19 protein-coding genes are annotated in these 18,906 nt (G+C 47.1%); 8 read left to right on the forward strand and 11 right to left on the reverse strand.

What is annotated here, in order from left to right:
- Window positions 1-6: 6 nt before the first annotated feature.
- The 4 genes from FD963_RS08650 to FD963_RS08665 form a co-directional block, all read right to left on the reverse strand.
- On the reverse strand, window positions 7-942 hold the full coding sequence (locus FD963_RS08650) for a branched-chain amino acid ABC transporter permease (RefSeq protein ID WP_215361970.1): 936 nt from the start codon (window positions 940-942) through the stop codon (window positions 7-9).
- Window positions 943-1,017: 75 nt separating this feature from the next.
- On the reverse strand, window positions 1,018-2,196 hold the full coding sequence (locus FD963_RS08655) for a branched-chain amino acid ABC transporter substrate-binding protein (RefSeq protein ID WP_215361972.1): 1,179 nt from the start codon (window positions 2,194-2,196) through the stop codon (window positions 1,018-1,020).
- Window positions 2,197-2,225: 29 nt separating this feature from the next.
- Window positions 2,226-3,167, reverse strand: a complete 942-nt coding sequence (gene ispH, locus FD963_RS08660) for a 4-hydroxy-3-methylbut-2-enyl diphosphate reductase (protein ID WP_215361974.1) — start codon at window positions 3,165-3,167, stop codon at window positions 2,226-2,228.
- A 3-nt stretch (window positions 3,168-3,170) separates the two neighbouring features.
- A complete protein-coding gene (locus FD963_RS08665; RefSeq protein ID WP_215361976.1) occupies window positions 3,171-3,617 on the reverse strand; it encodes a peptidylprolyl isomerase in 447 nt (148 codons plus the stop codon).
- A gap of 3 nt (window positions 3,618-3,620) precedes the next feature.
- Between FD963_RS08665 and radC the strand changes: the two genes are divergently transcribed.
- From radC to rpmG, 3 genes are all read left to right on the forward strand, one after another.
- Window positions 3,621-4,343 carry a DNA repair protein RadC gene (gene radC, locus FD963_RS08670; RefSeq protein ID WP_215361978.1) on the forward strand — a complete coding sequence of 241 codons (723 nt, stop codon included), beginning with the start codon at window positions 3,621-3,623 and terminating at the stop codon, window positions 4,341-4,343.
- Between the two features lie 144 nt (window positions 4,344-4,487).
- Complete coding sequence (gene rpmB, locus FD963_RS08675; RefSeq protein WP_011903570.1) at window positions 4,488-4,721, forward strand: 50S ribosomal protein L28; 234 nt, start codon at window positions 4,488-4,490, stop codon at window positions 4,719-4,721.
- A gap of 11 nt (window positions 4,722-4,732) precedes the next feature.
- Window positions 4,733-4,900: a 50S ribosomal protein L33 gene (gene rpmG / locus FD963_RS08680; RefSeq protein ID WP_015421876.1), complete on the forward strand. Its 168-nt coding sequence runs from the start codon at window positions 4,733-4,735 to the stop codon at window positions 4,898-4,900.
- 91 nt (window positions 4,901-4,991) lie between these two features.
- Here the strand turns inward: rpmG and FD963_RS08685 are convergent, their stop codons facing one another.
- The 3 genes from FD963_RS08685 to purN are packed head-to-tail and all read right to left on the reverse strand — an operon-like array spanning window position 4,992 to window position 8,399.
- Window positions 4,992-6,185: a fatty acid desaturase gene (locus FD963_RS08685; RefSeq protein WP_215361980.1), complete on the reverse strand. Its 1,194-nt coding sequence runs from the start codon at window positions 6,183-6,185 to the stop codon at window positions 4,992-4,994.
- A gap of 28 nt (window positions 6,186-6,213) precedes the next feature.
- Complete coding sequence (locus tag FD963_RS08690) at window positions 6,214-7,773, reverse strand: RsmB/NOP family class I SAM-dependent RNA methyltransferase (protein WP_215361982.1); 1,560 nt, start codon at window positions 7,771-7,773, stop codon at window positions 6,214-6,216.
- A complete protein-coding gene (purN, locus tag FD963_RS08695; RefSeq protein WP_215361984.1) occupies window positions 7,770-8,399 on the reverse strand; it encodes a phosphoribosylglycinamide formyltransferase in 630 nt (209 codons plus the stop codon). The genes FD963_RS08690 and purN overlap by 4 nt, the downstream gene beginning before the upstream one ends.
- A 39-nt stretch (window positions 8,400-8,438) precedes the next feature.
- Here purN and FD963_RS08700 point away from each other — a divergent pair, with 39 nt between their 5' ends.
- From FD963_RS08700 to dut, 5 genes are read left to right on the forward strand one after another with little or no spacing between them, the layout of a single operon-like run.
- Window positions 8,439-9,389 (forward strand): bifunctional riboflavin kinase/FAD synthetase, encoded by a 951-nt coding sequence (locus FD963_RS08700; protein WP_215361986.1) that lies wholly within the window; start codon window positions 8,439-8,441, stop codon window positions 9,387-9,389.
- Window positions 9,364-12,243: an isoleucine--tRNA ligase gene (gene ileS / locus FD963_RS08705; RefSeq protein ID WP_371818504.1), complete on the forward strand. Its 2,880-nt coding sequence runs from the start codon at window positions 9,364-9,366 to the stop codon at window positions 12,241-12,243. The genes FD963_RS08700 and ileS overlap by 26 nt, the downstream gene beginning before the upstream one ends.
- Before the next feature lie 11 nt (window positions 12,244-12,254).
- Complete coding sequence (lspA, locus tag FD963_RS08710) at window positions 12,255-12,746, forward strand: signal peptidase II (RefSeq protein ID WP_215361990.1); 492 nt, start codon at window positions 12,255-12,257, stop codon at window positions 12,744-12,746.
- Between the two features lie 9 nt (window positions 12,747-12,755).
- Window positions 12,756-13,967: a bifunctional phosphopantothenoylcysteine decarboxylase/phosphopantothenate--cysteine ligase CoaBC gene (gene coaBC / locus FD963_RS08715; RefSeq protein ID WP_215361992.1), complete on the forward strand. Its 1,212-nt coding sequence runs from the start codon at window positions 12,756-12,758 to the stop codon at window positions 13,965-13,967.
- 21 nt (window positions 13,968-13,988) lie between these two features.
- Window positions 13,989-14,438 carry a dUTP diphosphatase gene (dut, locus tag FD963_RS08720; RefSeq protein ID WP_215361994.1) on the forward strand — a complete coding sequence of 150 codons (450 nt, stop codon included), beginning with the start codon at window positions 13,989-13,991 and terminating at the stop codon, window positions 14,436-14,438.
- A 9-nt stretch (window positions 14,439-14,447) separates the two neighbouring features.
- Here dut and FD963_RS08725 read toward each other — a convergent pair whose 3' ends face one another.
- The 4 genes from FD963_RS08725 to clpS all read right to left on the reverse strand — a co-directional run bounded on the left by FD963_RS08725 (window position 14,448) and on the right by clpS (window position 18,898).
- Window positions 14,448-15,827: an APC family permease gene (locus FD963_RS08725; RefSeq protein WP_251367218.1), complete on the reverse strand. Its 1,380-nt coding sequence runs from the start codon at window positions 15,825-15,827 to the stop codon at window positions 14,448-14,450.
- A gap of 137 nt (window positions 15,828-15,964) precedes the next feature.
- Window positions 15,965-16,198 carry a hypothetical protein gene (locus FD963_RS08730; RefSeq protein WP_072582836.1) on the reverse strand — a complete coding sequence of 78 codons (234 nt, stop codon included), beginning with the start codon at window positions 16,196-16,198 and terminating at the stop codon, window positions 15,965-15,967.
- Between the two features lie 40 nt (window positions 16,199-16,238).
- Window positions 16,239-18,545, reverse strand: a complete 2,307-nt coding sequence (gene clpA / locus FD963_RS08735) for an ATP-dependent Clp protease ATP-binding subunit ClpA (RefSeq protein ID WP_215320888.1) — start codon at window positions 18,543-18,545, stop codon at window positions 16,239-16,241.
- Window positions 18,542-18,898, reverse strand: coding sequence for an ATP-dependent Clp protease adapter ClpS (gene clpS / locus FD963_RS08740; RefSeq protein ID WP_370623664.1), 357 nt, complete (start codon window positions 18,896-18,898; stop codon window positions 18,542-18,544). Before clpS ends, clpA begins: the two co-directional genes overlap by 4 nt.
- Window positions 18,899-18,906 lie beyond the last annotated feature (8 nt).

Here is an 18,906-nt window from a genome sequence, read left to right on the forward strand (position 1 = left end):
AGACTTTTAAGCACGATCTGAAACCTTCTCACCCAACAAACCTGTAGGTCGCAAAACCAAAACCAAGATCAACACTAGAAATGCAAAGATATCCTGGTAGTTAGAGCCAAAGACTCCACCGGTAAGCTCGCCGATATATCCTGCACCCAAAGATTCAATTAACCCTAAGAGCAGGCCACCTAACATCGCGCCCTGCAAATTTCCGATACCACCCAGGACGGCAGCAGTAAATGCCTTAAGGCCTGGAATGAAGCCCATGTAAAAGTGGACATTTCCATAGTTGCTCGCAATCATGACGCCCGCTAAACCCGCTAGTGCACCACCCAACATAAAAGTAATGGAGATCACGCGATTTGGATTAACGCCCATCAGCGCAGCAATTTGAGCTTGTTCTGCCGTAGCCCGCATTGCTCTGCCAAGCTTTGTTTTTTCTACCAGGAACAATAAGCCTGACATTACTGCCAAGGCCACCACGATGATCACAATTTCTTTGCCAGTAATCGTAGCGCCACTCCCCCACAAATCAATTGGAGTTGAAGGCAATAATTGTGGATAAGTCATAGGATTGCGCGACCAAATCATCATTGCAATCGTTTGCAACAAAATAGACATGCCAATAGCCGATATCAGCGGCGCCAAGCGTGGAGCATTACGCAAAGGGCGATAAGCAATCCTCTCAATCCAATAACTTAATCCTGCGCAGACTGCCATCGTTACTGGTAGCACGATCAAGAGCGTAAGCCAACCCGGCAAGTCACTCGTTAAATTGAGAATCAGGCGCAATAACGACAGCGAAACCATGGCGCCAATCATTAAGACCTCGCCATGTGCAAAATTAATAATCCCCAGAACACCATAGACCATCGTGTACCCCAACGCAATCAAGGCATAGATGCTGCCTAGCACTAAGCCATTAATAATCTGTTGAAGAAGGATATCCATTAGGGTTGGGAATAAATTGGGTCTAGATAAAAAAATAGCACCGCATGAGCGGCGCCATTTTTTATTGAAGTGTCTTTACATCTTAATGACGTCAAGAACAGTTTTCTTTTTGTCTTTGAAGTCATACAAAGTGATTACGCCTTCTTTCATATCACCCTTGCTATCGAAGGCAATATTGCCTACTAGGCCCTGCATCTTGGTATCTGGCATGGCAGCTAAAATCTTTGCGGGGTCGGTTGAGTTTGAGCGCTTCATTGAATCCACTAAAACATAGACTGCGTCATAAGTGAAAGGTGCGTAGATTTGTACCTCGGAATTAAAGCGCTCTTTATATCGCCTCTGGAAGTCCGCGCCTTGCGCCATCTTCGATAACGCCATACCAGCCTCAGAACAGGTCACATTCACTACGGCATCGCCAGCCAACTCAGCAAGCTTTTCTGTACACATACCATCACCACCAACTATCTTGGCTTTAATGCCAAGTTCTGCTGCTTGCTTGGTTAAAGGGCCGCCTGTCGCATCCATGCCGCCATACATGATGACATCAGGTTTGCTACCTTTAATTTTAGTCAGAATTGCTTTGAAATCGGTTGCCTTGTTATTGCTCGCTTCGCGAGTGACCACTTTCATGCCAGCAGCTTTAACTGTTTTCTCAAATTCATCAGCCAAACCTTTGCCGTACTGAGTTGAGTCATCAATAATCGCTACAGTCTTTGCCTTCAAAGTATTGGCAACGTAATTAGCCAATGCTGGGCCTTGCTGTGCATCAGTAGCCACCAAACGATAAGTCGTCTTAAAGCCTTGCTTGGTATAGTCAGGATTCGTTGCTGATGGAGAAACTTGAGTAATGCCTGCGTCGCTATAGATACGCGATGCCGGAATACTTGTTCCAGAGTTGAGGTGACCTACTACCCCCACTACTTTGGCATCCACTAATTTTTGCGCAACTTGTGTGGCTGTCTTTGGATCTTCCGCATCATCCTCGGGGACCAAAGTCAGAACTACTTTTTTTCCATCAATGATTAAGCCCGCTTTATTGATTTCTTCAAGCGCAAGACGGGCGCCGTTCTCATTATCTTTACCTAAGTGGGCAATAGGCCCAGTGAGAGGAGCAACGTGACCGATCTTTACCTCAACACCATCAGCCGAAGCTACAGCAGATTTATCGCCCCCTTTGCCGCATGCAGCCAGTAATAAAGTCGAGGCCGCCAAAACAATGGCGCTTCTTGTAAGGGTGATGTGTGATGTGATCATGTACAGCTCCTCTGTTATGAATGGATACTTCAATCAACTAAATTTTTTGGTAATGAAAAAGTAACGTCCTCAACTACACCATCGAGCGCACGCACACTTCTTGGTCCAAACTCCTGTATGCGACTAACAATCGATTGCGCCAAGCTCTCTGGCGCTGATGCGCCCGCAGTTAAACCAACCCGTTTTTTACCAGTGAACCATTCTGACTTCAACTGATCTGGTGAATCCACCATGTAAGAAGGAACCCCGAGCTTTTCAGAAAGCTCACGCAAGCGATTAGAGTTCGAGCTTGTCGCACTTCCCACCACAATAACCACCTCAACCTGAGGTGCCATAAATTTCACAGCATCTTGACGATTCTGAGTGGCATAACAAATATCTTGCTTACGGGGCTGAACAATATTGGGAAACTTAATCGTTAGCGCATCGACAATTTCTTTTGTCTCGTCTACCGAGAGTGTTGTCTGGGTAACAAATGCAATCTTCTCATCGGCTGGGAAAGGCAACGAACCCACATCGCCAACTTTCTCGATTAAGAAAACACCTTCCCTGACCTGTCCCATCGTTCCCTCAACCTCAGGGTGCCCTGCATGACCAATCATCAATACCGTGAAGCCGTCTTTGCACATCTTGACAACCTCAAGGTGAACTTTGGTAACCAGAGGGCAAGTAGCGTCATACACCTGCAAACCTCGCACCTCAGCATCCTTGCGAACTTCCTGAGAAACGCCATGGGCACTAAATACAACAATGCCGCCTTTGGGAACCTCATGCAATTCATCTACAAATACCGCACCCTTGTCGCGCAACTCATTTACTACATAGGCGTTGTGCACAATTTCATGGCGCACATATATTGGCGCACCAAAACGAATGAGTGCCTCATTGACGATATTAATTGCACGATCTACGCCCGCGCAGAAACCCCGCGGCTGAGCCATCAAAATTTCTGGGTTATTAGAGTCGCTCATGGTTTACAAAATCGCCACAATCTCTGCCTCAAAAGTCACTGGTCTGCCTGCCAGAGGATGGTTAAAGTCAAACCAGGCTCCCTCTTCATTAATCGATTGCAGTACACCTGCGTACTGAGCGCCACCTGGTGCATTGAACTCAATCACATCCCCAGGATTAAATTCCACATCATCATCGCGACCCTCTTTAAGCGCGTTCAAAGATACCCATTGGACCAAATCTTCTTTGCGCTCACCAAAACTTTCCTCAGGCGCGAGCAGTGCACTTTTTTTCTCTCCAACACCTAAACCTAGCAAGACTTTTTCAAAGCAAGGAGCAAATTGTCCAGACCCCATCAAAACCGTCGCAGGACGATCGACAAAAGTGTTGATGTAATCCTCCCCACTGGGCAGAGTAAGCCGATAGTTGAGAGTCAAATAGGAATTAGGCAAAACAGTAAGCTTAGTCATAAGGTGATTGTATCTAGGCCTGCGCTGGCTGTGCACTCCCCCATTACAAGCTGGCCAAAAAATGAGCAGCCTCGAGAAAAACTTCGCTTAAATGGCGCAGCGGCACTTTCTGATGCCGAACTACTGGCTATCTTTTTGCGAGTTGGGGTTAAGGGCAAAAGTGCTGTTGCCCTAGCCAAGGATCTACTGCATCACTTTGGGGGGCTCCCTCGACTATTGGCCAGCACCCCTGAAGAATTTACGCGGCTCCATGGCATGGGGCTGTCTAAGTGGTCTCAAATTCAGGCGGCATATGAGCTAGTTAAGAGAAGCCTAGAGGATGGTTTGACCCATGACCCCATCTTTTCATCTCCTAACCACGTCAGAGAGTTCTTGCAGGCCAAAATTGGTCGCCTCCCTCATGAGGTTTTTCTGTGCCTCTACTTAGACTCCCGGCTTCACCTGATTGAGTGTGATGAGCTTTTTAGAGGCTCCATTACCCAAACAGCCATCTACCCCCGCGAAATCCTAAAAGAGGCACTTGCCAAGAATGCTAGCGCCCTGATCGTGGCCCACAATCATCCCAGCGGCAATCCATTACCTAGCGATGCAGACCAAAAACTCACCAAGGTGCTGGCAAATGCCTTGCAACTGGTAGATATTCAGCTCCTGGATCACTGTATTGTGAGTGGTAGCGGTTTTTTCTCATTTTCCGACTCTGGGCTTATGGATATTGGATTTAAATGATAGTAAATGCTAACTTGATAGGTAATTTTCTACCTAGACAGCCCTTTTATGCCCAATTCACTAAAAACAAAGCCATTTAGTGCTAGCCGAAAATAGGCTGAGACTGATACAATCTCCTTTTTTCGCAATTAATGGAGTTATGTCATGGCAAAAGTTTGCCAAGTCACTGGGAAGAAGCCGATGGTTGGCAACAATGTATCCCATGCAAACAATAAAACGAAGCGTCGCTTTTTGCCGAATTTGCAAAATCGTCGATTCTGGGTTGAATCTGAAAACCGTTGGATTAGCTTGCGCTTAACCAATGCTGGTTTGCGCGTTATCGACAAAAACGGCATCGATGCTGTGTTGTCTGATCTACGTGCACGTGGCGAAATTTAAGGAGCGCAGAAATGGCTAAAGGCGGCAGAGAAAAAATCAAGTTAGAGTCATCAGCAGGTACTGGTCACTTCTACACAACTTCAAAAAACAAGCGTACAAAGCCTGAGAAAATGGAGATCATGAAGTTTGATCCAACTATTCGCAAGCACGTTGCTTACAAAGAAACAAAGCTGAAGTAATTCCTTCTTTCAGCAAATAAAAAACCCGCTACATCAGCGGGTTTTTTATTGTCTAGAAATTCATCCAAGCACTTGGTTTGAAATTTTTCTTTTAAGCGTAACGACGCAATCTCAACGAGAACTCACGCAGGCTTGTTAAACCACTTTCTTCAGCGCGCTGACACCAAGCGTGCAACTGAGTAAGTAATTGCTCTTTGGTCGCATTAGAGCGACTCCAGATAGCTTGAAGATCACGACGCATTTCAATCATCTTTCGTAGTTGAGCATTGCTCGCCATTAGCTCCTCAAGCTTTGCTTTCTCTTGCTCAGTCAAACGAGATTCATCTTTGGCCAACCAAGCACGCGCATCCGTTAAATGGGTTGCTAAGACCTGCATATGCTGCACTTCATGACTAAAGAAGTTACGCAATGTCTTGCTGTAGCGCGCCATGATTTCATAGCGGTTTGCAATGATGGCCTCAAGAGTATTTTGATCGGCAGGACGCAAATCACTCAGCACTGGCTTAGGTGGAGTCTTCTTCACAGTCGCCAAGCCAGCCGCACTCATGATCTGGATATACATCCAACCAATATCGAACTCATACCATTTGTTTGACAGCTTCGCACTCGTTGCAAAGGTGTGGTGATTGTTATGCAACTCTTCACCGCCAATCAAAATACCCCAAGGCAGAATGTTTCGGGAAGCATCTTCATAATCAAAATTACGATAGCCCCAATAGTGACCGATACCGTTAATGATTCCGGCTGCCGTAATCGGAATCCAGAGCATTTGCACTGCCCAAACTGTTAGACCAATCGCGCCAAACAAAAACACATCAATGATGAGCATGATGGCAACGCCCTGCCAAGAAAACTTAGAGTAGATGTTGTGCTCGATCCAGTCATCTGGAGTGCCGTGACCAAATTTATCCAAGGTCTCTTGATTGGCTGCTTCTTTTTTATAAAGCTCAGCGCCACGAGAGAGCACTGTATTGATGCCCAGAACCTGTGGGCTATGAGGATCATCAATAGTTTCACATTTAGCGTGATGCTTGCGATGGATGGCAGCCCATTCTTTGGTAACCATGCCAGTTGTTAGCCAAAGCCAAAAGCGGAAGAAATGGGAAACGATAGGATGTAAGTCCAAAGCACGATGTGCTTGGCAGCGGTGCAAGAAAATTGTCACCGCAGCAATCGTGATGTGAGTAACCACCAGAGCGAAAACAACTATCTTCCACCATGACCAATCCAAATATCCATTAGCAAGCCAATGGAGGAACAAATCAAAACCTGAAGCTGTATTCAAAAGGGGATCCCTAAAGAGGTCTAAAACTCTATTTTAGTTCTTTAGGGGCCAGCTTGTTTTTGACCTTAGTCTCTTTTTGAGGGTCTTTTTCTGAATCAGGGACTGGGGCAGCAGCCTTCTTCTGGAATACAGCCCCAAAGAAGCCGTCTGTTCCATGAATATGGGGCCATAACTGCCACCAAGGATTGTCCGAACTACAACCTATTGGTAATTTATCCTTAGGAAACAATGGCTTAAGCACTTCTGCCGCGGGAACAGCCTCAAATTGTGGGTGTTTTGCCAGAAAATCCTCGGCAATGGCTTGATTTTCTTGGGGTAGGAGGCTACAAGTGGCATATACCAACCGGCCTCCAGGCTTCAATAAACGAGCGGCAGAAGTCAAAATATTCATTTGCTTCTGGTTGAGCTCTAAAACTCCCTCAGGGGTTTGGCGCCACTTCAGGTCTGGATTACGACGTAAAGTACCCATACCACTACAAGGGGCATCTACTAGAACACGATCAATCTTGCCTGCCAAGCGTTTGATCTTGGTGTCATTCTCACTATCAATCCACACTGGATGGACGTTTGAAAGGCCGCTACGGGCCTGCCTTGGCTTCAAATTCGCTAAACGACGCTCTGACGTATCTAAAGCGTACAAGCGTCCTGTAGAGCGCATGATCGCTCCAATGGCCAAGGTCTTGCCGCCAGCTCCAGCGCAAAAGTCGACAACCATCTCACCACGTTTAGGCGCGAGTAAGTGAGCCAAAAGCTGACTGCCCTCATCCTGCACCTCAAACATACCCGCTTTAAAACCTGCAGTATTTTGCAGGGCAGGTTTACCCATGATGCGCACCCCATCAGGTGCGTAAGGAGTTGGAATTGCTTGATAGCGACCGCCCAATGCATTCATCTGCACGAGCAGTTCTTCGCGATTGGTTTTCATGGTGTTCGCACGCAAATCTAACAGCGCTGGATGCATTAATGACTTAGCCAACTCTTCGCGAGCTTCTTCGCCAGGATATTTTCCAAACGCATCCCACAACCACTCGGGCAAATTGTTCCGCACGAGAGGATTTAATGCTGCAGGATCAACCGTTGCAAAACGCTGTAGCCACTCGTATTCACCCGTCTTCAGTACGTGCGCTAAATCAGCAATTGCGCTCTCTGCACGATTAGCAGAACCCAGCCCGCCTTCAGACAGAGCAGACAGCAAACCCAATAGGGCCAAGCGTCTAGCCTGAGAGCCTTCACCACTTGAAGCGAATTGAGAGAACTCATTTTTACGACGCAAAATGGCGAACGCACTCTCGGCAATCAAAGCACGATCGCGATTTCCAAGTTGTTTCTCTTCTCTGAAATAACGACTGACTACTCGGTCAGCCGGCTGTTCAAAACTCAGCAACTCGGGAAGCAAACGTTCAAGGTGAATCGCATGCTGTGGCAATGCTTTTGCATTTGAGAAATTCTTTTGACCTTCTGGTGCAATTAAATTCCCGCTAGCATTGCGACGCTCGGGACGACGCAACGGATCTTTCGATTTCGTTGCGTAACTTTTGTGGGGGGCTAGTCTGCTACCAGATCTACGGGGTGGACGTTCTGCACTCATAATTTAAAAAATTGCGGCTCCGGGGGTTGTAACTTCACTTGATTACCATCTATGCGCAATCGTCCATCAAGGAACCATTTTACGGCCCGGGGATAAATTTGATGCTCGGCAGCCAAAACACGGGCAGCCAAGGTGTCCGCCTCATCACTTTCCAGCACTGGAACTGAGGCCTGACAAATAATGGGGCCCTCATCCACACCTTCATTCACGAAGTGCACGGTGGCGCCATGCTCCTTCACACCAGCCTCCAGAGCCCGTTCGTGGGTATGTAAACCAGGGAAGGCAGGCAATAAGGCTGGATGGATATTGATCAAGCGACCCTCAAAATGGCGAATAAAGCCCGGAGTCAGAATTCTCATAAAGCCCGCAAGAACCACCAAATCAGCCCCTAAGGCATCAATCTGTGCAATTAAGGCGGCATCAAAGGATTCTCGGGTCGCGTGCTCCTTATGCTCAATGGTAAAGGCCGGAATGCCCTGCGAGCGAGCAAAATCAAGGCCCTTAGCCGCTGAATGATTCGCTATAACCCCAGCAAAAGTGACTGGCCATTGCTCTTTTTGAGCTGTTTTGACGATGGCCTCGAAATTAGATCCGCGGCCGGAGATTAAGGTGACGATAGAAGGCATGCCCACAATATAATTGATGGCTACCCTGAAAGCGATTTTGTGAACGTATTCCGTGGCCCCACCCAGTTTTCTGCAGGACCAGCTTGTGCCCTAACCATCGGCAATTTCGATGGCGTGCACAGGGGTCATCGCGCCTTGCTCAAGGAGTTGGTTGATGGCGCCAAGGATCAAGGTCTGGTTAGTTGTGTAATGACCTTTGAGCCACATCCAAAAGAATTCTTTTCATCAGAACAAGCCCCGCCCCGCATTCTGAATTTACGCGACAAATTAGCTGCCCTTGCCGAACTTGGAGTAGACCGTGTTGTTGTAGAACACTTCAACTCTGCTTTTGCCAAACTGTCGCCCGAGGAATTTGTTTCAGAAATTATTGTTAAACGACTGAACGCTAAATGGATTTTGATTGGTGATGACTTTTGCTATGGCGCAAAACGTGCAGGTAACTTTGCCAGCCTGAAAGCTGCTGGCGAAAAATATGGCTTTGAAGTATCTAGCATCCAAACCATTCAAGAAAATGGTGAGCGCATTTCTAGTTCTGCACTTCGTACTGCGCTAGCCTCTGGTGACATGCAGTTAGCTGAAAAATTATTAGGGCGTCCTTACGGAATATCTGGGCACGTGCTTCATGGTCAGAAGCTAGGACGTCAACTTGGGTTCCCCACTTTGAATTTAGCAGTTGCCAATCATCTGCACCATCGCAAACCGGCAACGACTGGAATCTTCACCGCACAAGTGTTAGGCTTGAGTGATAAGCCACTGCCTGCTGTGGCTAGCTTGGGCGTAAGACCGACAGTGGAAGATGCGGGCAGAGTATTGCTAGAAACCCACATCTTTGACTACAACGCGGATCTTTACGGAAAAATTATTACCGTTGAACTATTAGAAAAAATCCGTGACGAGGCAAAGTATCCAGACCTCGAAACCCTTACACAAGCGATTGCATCTGATGCAACGCACGCCAGAAATTATTTCCAGAAAAAAGCTTATGTCTGAAAAAGAAAACTCTTACCCCGTCAATCTTCTAGATACCTCTTTCCCAATGCGAGGAGATCTAGCTAAGCGCGAGCCACAGTGGGTTGCAGGCTGGCAAAAAAATAAGCTCTACGAAAAGATTCGTGCAGCCCATGCCAATCAACCAAAATTCATTCTGCATGATGGCCCTCCATATGCAAACGGCGATATTCATATTGGACACGCAGTTAACAAGATTCTGAAAGACATGATTGTCAAGTCACGCTGGCTCATGGGTTTTGACTCTGTTTATGTGCCTGGCTGGGATTGCCATGGCATGCCGATTGAAATTCAAATTGAAAAAGAGTTTGGCAAAAACTTACCAACTGCCGAAGTGCAGTCAAAGGCGCGTGCTTATGCCCATGTTCAAGTGGAAAAACAGAAGAAAGATTTTGAACGCTTGGGTGTATTAGGTGATTGGAATAACCCCTACCTCACTATGAACTTTCGCAACGAGGCTGATGAAATCCGCGCCCTTGGGAAGATCTGGGAAAAGGGATATGTGTTCCGTGGATTAAAGCCGGTGAACTGGTGTTTTGATTGTGGCTCTGCACTTGCTGAAGCCGAAGTGGAATACCAAGACAAAACTGACCCAACGGTGGATGTTGGCTTTGCCTTTGATGATGCACAGCGTCCACAGCTAGCAAAAGCGTTTGGACTTGCCGAGCTACCAAATAAACCAGGTCAAATTGTCATCTGGACAACAACCCCCTGGACCATTCCTGCTAACCAAGCAATGAATGTCCACCCAGAACTTACTTACGCTTTAGTAGATGTTGGCGACAAGTTATTAATTCTGGCAAAGGACCGAGTTGAGATTTGCTTGCAAGACTATGGTCTAGAAGGCGCAGTGATTGCCACTTGCCAAGGTGCTCAATTGGCAAACATTTCCTTCTGGCATCCGCTAGCGCAGTTGCATGATGGCTATAAGCGCCTGTCTCCCATTTACCCTGCCGAGTACGTCACGCTCGATACAGGTACCGGTATTGTTCACTCTGCTCCTGCCTATGGTGAGGAAGACTTTAAATCCTGCAAAGCCAATAAGCTTGCTGATAAGGACATTCTTAATCCCGTGATGGGTAATGGAGTGTACGCATCATGGTTACCGCTCTTCGCCAACGAATACATCTGGAAAGCAAACCCAAAGATTGTTGAAGCTATGCGCGAAGCAGGCAGCTTGTTACGTGATAAAACTTACACTCACTCATACATGCACTGCTGGCGTCACAAGTCGCCGATTATTTATCGCGCTACCTCACAATGGTTTGCAAGCATGGATAAGAAGCCATCTGATGGCCAAGCCAGTTTGCGCGAAACTGCATTGACAGGGATTAATAGCACTGAGTTCTTCCCAGCATGGGGCAAACAGCGCTTAAGTAGCATGATTGCTAATCGCCCTGATTGGACTCTGTCACGTCAGCGCCAATGGGGCGTCCCAATGGCGTTCTTTGTTCATAAAGAAAGTGGCGAACCACATCCACGCACCGTTGAATTGCTTGAAGAGATCGCTCTGCGCGTAGAAAAAGAAGGTATTGAAGCCTGGCAAAAACTGGAAGTTGCTGAACTATTGGGTGAAGAAGCCGCGCAATATGAAAAGAACCGCGACACCTTAGATGTTTGGTTTGACTCAGGTACAACACACTGGCACGTCATTCGTGGATCGCACCGTAACGAACTACTCACTGCTGACGCAGAAACACCAAACGGTCGCTTGGCTGATTTATATCTCGAGGGTTCAGACCAACATCGCGGCTGGTTCCACTCCTCCTTGCTAACGGGCGCCATGCTCGATGGCAAGCCGCCATATAAGGCACTCCTTACGCATGGCTTTACTGTCGACGGCCAAGGCCGCAAGATGAGTAAATCCGTGGGCAATGTGATTGCACCTCAACAAGTTGCAGACAAGCTCGGCGCTGAGATTATTCGCCTCTGGGTTGCCTCTACAGACTACTCTGGCGAAATGACGATCTCAGACGAGATTCTCAAGCGTGTTACCGAGAGTTATCGTCGCATTCGCAATACCTTGCGCTTCTTGCTGGCCAACCTATCTGATTTTGATCCTAGCAAGCACACAATGCCTGCTGAGCAGTGGCTTGAGATTGATCGCTACGCAGTTGCTCTTGCTAATCAATTGCAGAGTGATACTGAAGCGCATTACAAAGCATATGAATTCCAACCAGCAGTAGCTCGCATGCTGTCTTTCTGCTCCGAGGACTTGGGCGGCTTCTATTTAGATATTCTCAAGGATCGCCTCTATACAAGCGCACCGGACTCTCCTGACCGCCGTGCTGCTCAAAATGCACTATTCCAGATCACTCGCAATCTCTTAAAGTGGCTGTCTCCATTCCTCTCCTTCACCGCAGAGGAAGCTTGGAAAGACTTCCCCCATGGTTCGGGCAGCAAGCCTGCAGAATCGATCTTTATGGAAGAGTTTGGCAAGTTCTCTGATATTAATCATGCTGATGAATTGCTTGCTAAATGGAATCGTATTCGTGAAATTCGTTCTGAAGTTACCAAGGCAATTGAGGTGGAGCGCGAAGCAGGTAATGTAGGCTCATCATTGCAAGCTGAACTCACGATCAAAGTAGGTGACGTTGATTTCGCCATCCTGCACTCATTGGAGGATAATTTACGCTTTGTAACGATTACCTCTAGTGCCAATATTGAACTCAGTAATGAGGGGCTAGAAGTTTTGGTACGTGGTAGCCAATATAAAAAATGTGGACGCTGCTGGCATCACACCAAAGACGTAGGAAGCAATGCCGATCACCCAGAATTATGTGGTCGCTGCATTAGCAACTTGTTTGGTGATGGTGATCACCGCCTCTTCGCCTGAGTAGCGGCCATATGAAAAGTCTTGCTCTACCTCGTTATCTTGCAATTACAATCGTCGTGCTATTGCTTGATCAACTTAGCAAGTGGTCGGCGCTCAGTAATTTACAAATGGGCACCCCTGAACCAGTTCTTCCTTTTCTAAACTGGTTACTTCTCTTTAATCCTGGCGCAGCATTTTCATTTCTGGCGCAAGGCTCTGGTTGGCAGCGCTGGTTTTTCACCATTCTTGGGCTGGCAGCATCCGTTTACATTATTTGGATGCTCTATAAAAACCAAAGCGATAAGCTACTCTGCATAGCCTTGAGCTTCATTCTGGGTGGTGCACTTGGTAATGTCTTAGATCGCGTGATGTATGGCGCTGTAGTCGACTTTATTGATGTCTATTACGGCAACTGGCATTGGCCCGCTTTTAATATCGCTGATAGTGCTATCTGTATTGGTGCCGCCCTCATTATTTGGGGTGAATTACGTAAGTCATTTGGCAAATCCGCCCAATCCCATTAAGCTGGCGCCATGCAATCACTGATTAATAAGAAGATCGTTCTCGGAATCTCCGGCGGAATCGCAGCCTACAAAGCCCCTGAGCTTGCGCGTCAACTCATGCAAGAAGGCGCATCCGTGCAAGTAGTGATGACCGAAGCTGCACAGCAATTTGTAACGCCTGTGACCATGCAAGCCCTAACCGGCAACCCAGTTTATTTAAGTCAATGGGATAGCACGATTCCAAATAATATGGCGCACATTGAGTTATCACGTTCTGCAGATGCCATTCTGATCGCCCCTGCAAGCGCTGATCTCATGGCCAAGCTTTCTCTGGGTTTGGCCGATGACCTATTGACTACTCTCTGCCTGGCAAGAGATTGCCCTCTATTACTCACGCCGGCCATGAACAAGCAGATGTGGGAGCATGCAGCCACCCAAAGAAGCGTGAAACGACTTGTTGACGATGGCGTTACCCTTCTTGGTCCTGCCAGCGGCTTCCAAGCTTGTGGCGAAGTTGGTATGGGCAGAATGCTCGAGCCCTCTGAAATTACCGAGCAAGTCATTGCCTTCTTTCAGAAAAAATCATTAGCTGGCAAAAAAGTATTGATTACTGCGGGCCCCACATTTGAAGCAATTGATCCAGTGCGTGGCATTACTAATCACAGCTCGGGCAAGATGGGCTTTGCAATCGCAAGAGCTGCTGTTGAAGCTGGTGCCCAAGTTCATTTGATTGCTGGACCATGTGATCTCAATACCCCACTTGAAGCTACTGGACAAATTACCCGTACCAACGTGGTTAGCGCCAAAGAAATGCATGCAGCCACTCTGAGCGCAACTGACTGCGACGTTTTCTTTGCAGTCGCCGCCGTTGCTGACTGGGGCATTGCTAAGCCTGCCAAAGAAAAGATCAAGCGCCAGGGTAACCAAGCACCCCATCTAGAGTTTTCAGCGAACCCAGACATTCTGCTTGATGTTGCTAAGACAGTGAAAGCTAAAGGTGGTAAGCCGCACCCCTATTGCGTAGGCTTTGCAGCAGAGTCAACCGATCTAGAAAAGCATGCCGATGAGAAGCGCCAGCGCAAAGCTATCCCAATGATTGTTGGCAACATTGGTCCCGATACATTCGGCAGCGACCTTAATCAATTACTCGTAATGGATGACAGCGGTAGCAAAAAAATTGCTAAGGCAGAAAAACTACAGTTAGCACGTCAACTGATTCAGTTAGTTGCCAAGAAAATTTAATTCCCCGTTTTAGGAAATCATATGCAATCCCTTCAAGTCAAAATTCTCGATGAACGTATGCGCGACCAGTTGCCAAACTATGGCACCCCTGGAAGTGCTGGATTAGATCTGCGTGCCTGTATTGACGAAGCGATCGAAATTACCCCCGGTCAAACGGTACTTGTGCCCACTGGATTAGCAATCTATGTTGAAGATCCGCGCTATGCCGCATTTATTCTGCCGCGTTCTGGCTTAGGCCATAAGCACGGTATTGTGCTCGGTAACCTAGTTGGCTTAATTGACTCTGACTATCAAGGTCAACTCATGGTGAGCACCTGGAATCGCGGCTCCACCACATTCAAGCTCGAGCCGATGGAGCGTTTGGCTCAGTTGGTTGTCATGCCGGTACAACAAGTAGAGCTCAAGGTAGTTGAAGAGTTCACCGAGAGCAGTCGTGGCGCCGGCGGCTTTGGTAGCACAGGGCGCGCCTAGTCAAAAATTCTAACGGGTGGTATTCAAGACTCTTTTGCGACTAAACGCTAAGGGCAGAAAACCTAGAAGCAAACCTCCAACTCCCGTCATGATGGTAAATGCATCAAAAGTGGGGATGCTGTAAATAGCAACGAACACCATGAATGCGCCTGAGAACCCAGGCCATATGACATATGCCATGGCTGATCCGAAGCCGGCATTGAGTTTTTTCCTGTAATGCCATGCACAAGCAAAGCCAGTCAAACTCATATAAAAACAAATCTGAAATCCAATTGCCAAAATGGAGCTGGTCAAGATTGCTTTCACTGAAGGCATAAAGGATGAGGAAAAAAGTAATGCCACTCCTAAAAACCAAATAACAAAAGTAGCTACCCAAGGCGTCTTGTATTGGCCATGCACTTTTGCGTAGACTGGATGCAACATACCATCTCGCGCCATTGCAAACATGCTGCGACTGAACTGCAAAATTTGAGTTTCTATCGTTCCAACCGTGCTAAATATGGTGCAAAAGACCGCCAGATAACTCCAGGGTGCCGGGAATAATTTATTGGCGATTGCAAAAAGGACATTGGTGCCAGAGTCGGCAATTTCACTATCGGTTAAGACCATTAAAACCACAACCATCATCAGCACAAAGAAAAGCATCATATTCAGTACTGACCAAAATGCCCCCTTACCTGCAGCCCCATCTGCGTTTTTTTGACCACCCTTACTCTCTTCACTTAAATTCATGGTGACATCCCATCCCCAAAAGAAAAAGATGGCCGTCAGCGCACCCGTAGCAAATAGCTGCGGAGAAAATGAGAGTGGAGAAATCCATACAAAGGAAGGTGGGTGTGCTGGACTTGACCAGTAACTCATCAGTCCACCAGCAATCAGCACGAATAAAATTACTGACTCAAAAAGGGTGAGGGTAATTTGCATAAAGCTCGAGTGCTTTATACCGCGCCCAACAATTAATGAAACCACCGTCAACCAGACGGCAGCTATTGCGGAAATGAGTTGGGTGTTTTCAGCCTGATCAGGAGCGATAAGCAGCAAGGTGGAGCTAGCCGCAGGAATGGTTGCCGAAACCATGAAAAAAATAGAGGCAATTAATAAACCCCAGCCAGCAAAGAATCCCCAAGCAGGTCCAAAAACATGACCCACCCAAGCATAGGCAGCACCAGCGTTAGGCTGAATCTTGCTCAAATGAATGAAAGCTAAGGTGATCCCAAACATAATGAGACCGCAATACAAGATGCTTCCTACAGATAAAACACCAACCGAGGCAACAATAGCGGCGCTAGTTACGGCAACGCTAAAGGCGGGTGCAGTCCCCGCAATACCCATAATGATTGACTCAAATACGCCTAGTGAATTTTTTGCCAAACCATCGGATGAGCTCATATATAAAAATATTGCTTAAATTGCCTAAAGGAAAGATTCTATTCTTAAATAACCTGAGCGCCGAACTTCAGCGCATTGCTTGCAAACGAGCAATAAAAAAGCCACCCGAAGGTGGCTCTTCTTAGGTTACAAATTACTTACTTGCGAATATGGGCCTTACGAGCCGCATCTTGTGACATGCCTGCACCAGCGCCTTCACGAGATTCTTTTTCAGCAGTAATTTCTTTACGGCGCTCCTTACAAGAACCAGCAATCTCCTGCAAAGCCTTACGAGCGCGCGCTGCAGAAGCTTTAATACCTTTGCCTTGAAACTTTTCATTTTCAGCTTTGTAGTTTTCAAAAGCCTCTAATAATTTATCGTGATGAGACATATCTTCCTTTTTTGGGTTTTTTATTTAAAAAATTAGTGAATTAAATTTCTTCAGCAGGCGCTACATCAGCTTTAGAACGCTTTCCTGGTAGCACTGGAGCATCAAAGTTCAATAGGACTTTGCCATCAGCATCAATATCAACATCCACATGGCCGCCTTGAGCTAACTTACCAAACAATAGCTCATCAGCAAGCGCTTTACGCACAGTGTCTTGAATGATGCGTTGCATCGGGCGAGCGCCCATTAAAGGATCGAAGCCATGCTTGGCTAAATGAGCTCGCAAGGCAGGACTAAAGGTTGCATCTACCTTCTTCTCATGGAGTTGCTCCTCTAACTGCATCAAGAACTTATCAACCACGCGCATGATGATCGACTCATCAAGAGCTTTAAAGGAAACAATGGCATCCAAGCGATTGCGGAATTCTGGCGTAAAGAACTTCTTGATATCGGCCATCTCATCACCAGACTCACGCGCATTCGTAAAGCCAATGGTTGATTTCTGCATTGCCTCAGCCCCGGCATTAGTGGTCATGATGATAATCACGTTACGGAAATCAGTCTTACGACCGTTGTTATCCGTCAAAGTGCCATGATCCATCACCTGCAAGAGAATATTGAAAATATCTGGATGAGCTTTTTCAATTTCATCAAGCAAGAGCACACAATGCGGTTTCTTATTTACGGCCTCAGTGAGTAAGCCGCCCTGATCAAATCCTACATAACCTGGAGGCGCACCAATCAAACGACTCACTGCATGACGCTCCATGTACTCGGACATATCAAAACGGAGCAACTCAATACCCAAAATATAGGCAAGCTGTTTGGCAACTTCAGTCTTACCAACACCAGTTGGTCCGGAGAACAAGAATGAACCAATTGGACGATCGATCTTGCCTAGACCAGCACGAGTCATTTTGATAGCACTAGCCAAGGCCTCGATCGCAGGATCTTGACCGAAGACCACACTCTTAATGTCACGATCCAGAGTTTGCAACTTACTGCGGTCATCGACTGTGACTGATTGTGGCGGTATGCGCGCAATCTTTGCCACAATTTCTTCAATCTCTGGGCGACCAATAGTTTTCTTCTGCTTGGACTTAGGCAAAATACGTTGAGCAGCACCGGCCTCATCTATCACGTCAATCGCCTTATCTGGCAAATGACGATCATTGATATAGCGCGCAGAAAGTTCTGCGGCAGCGACTAAAGCGCCAGCCGCATACTTCACGCTGTGATGCTCCTCAAAGCGAGACTTTAAGCCACGCAAGATTTGCACTGTTTGATCTACAGTTGGCTCTACGACATCCACCTTCTGGAAGCGACGCGATAAAGCCGCATCCTTTTCAAAGATGCCACGATATTCCGTAAAGGTGGTTGCGCCAATGCATTTCAACTGGCCATTTGACAAAGCGGGCTTTAATAAATTACTCGCATCTAATGTACCGCCAGAAGCTGCGCCAGCTCCAATCAGCGTATGAATCTCATCAATAAACAATACACCATGAGTATGATCTTTGAGTGACTTGAGTACGCTCTTCAAGCGCTGCTCAAAATCACCGCGGTATTTAGTGCCCGCTAAAAGAGCGCCCATGTCTAAGGAGTAAACAGTAGCATTAGCCAAAATATCCGGCACATCGCCCTTCACAATTCTCCAGGCCAAACCCTCAGCAATTGCTGTCTTACCTACGCCAGCCTCGCCCACCAATAACGGATTATTTTTGCGACGACGGCAGAGCACTTGAATCACGCGCTCTACCTCGCTCTCGCGCCCAATTAATGGGTCAATCTTGCCTTGACGGGCCATCACATTAAGGTTCTGGGTGTATTGCTCAAGAGGGCTTTCTTTACCAGAAGAGGCGGATTCTTCAGTCTCCTGCGAAGGCTCAACGGGCTTTACATGCTCCGACTGATCTTTACGCACACCATGACTGATGAAGTTCACGACATCTAAGCGTGTCACACCCTGCTGTTGCAAGAAATAAACTGCATGCGAATCTTTTTCGCCGAAGATGGCAACCAGCACATTTGCGCCAGTCACTTCTTTCTTACCATTTGATGTTGACTGCACATGCATGATGGCGCGCTGAATCACACGCTGAAATCCCAGCGTGGGTTGCGTATCAACCTCATCATTGCCTGGCACAACAGGTGTGTTGTCATTAATAAAGTTTTTGAGTTGAGCGCGTAGTTCTGCGATATTGACTGCGCAAGCCTTTAAGACTTCGACCGCAGTAGCGTTATCCAGCAAGGCCGCGAGCAAATGCTCGACTGTGATGAACTCATGTCGCGATGCCCTTGCGTCAACAAACGCCATGTGCAAACTCACTTCTAATTCTTGGGCAATCATGCTTCCTCCATAGTGCACTGTAGTGGGTGACCCGCTTCACGGGAGAGTTCGATAACTTGATGCACTTTCGTAGCGGCAACATCGCGGGTAAATACTCCGCAAACACCCTTGCCAACTAAATGTACTTGCAACATGATGCGTGTAGCTGTTTCATGATCCTTATTAAAATACTCCTGAATCACCATCACCACAAATTCCATTGGCGTGTAATCGTCATTCATTAATAAAACTTTATACATCGAAGGCGCCTTAACTTGCTCGATTTGCTTTTCGAGCAGTAGGGTGTCTTCAATGTACGGATTGCTGGGGTTGCCAGTGGTGGGATTTTTGGGAGCGCGACTCATGAGAAACATTCTAAACA

Source organism: Polynucleobacter sp. JS-JIR-II-50, assembly GCF_018687895.1.
In the GTDB taxonomy this organism is placed as follows: Bacteria; Pseudomonadota; Gammaproteobacteria; order Burkholderiales; family Burkholderiaceae; genus Polynucleobacter.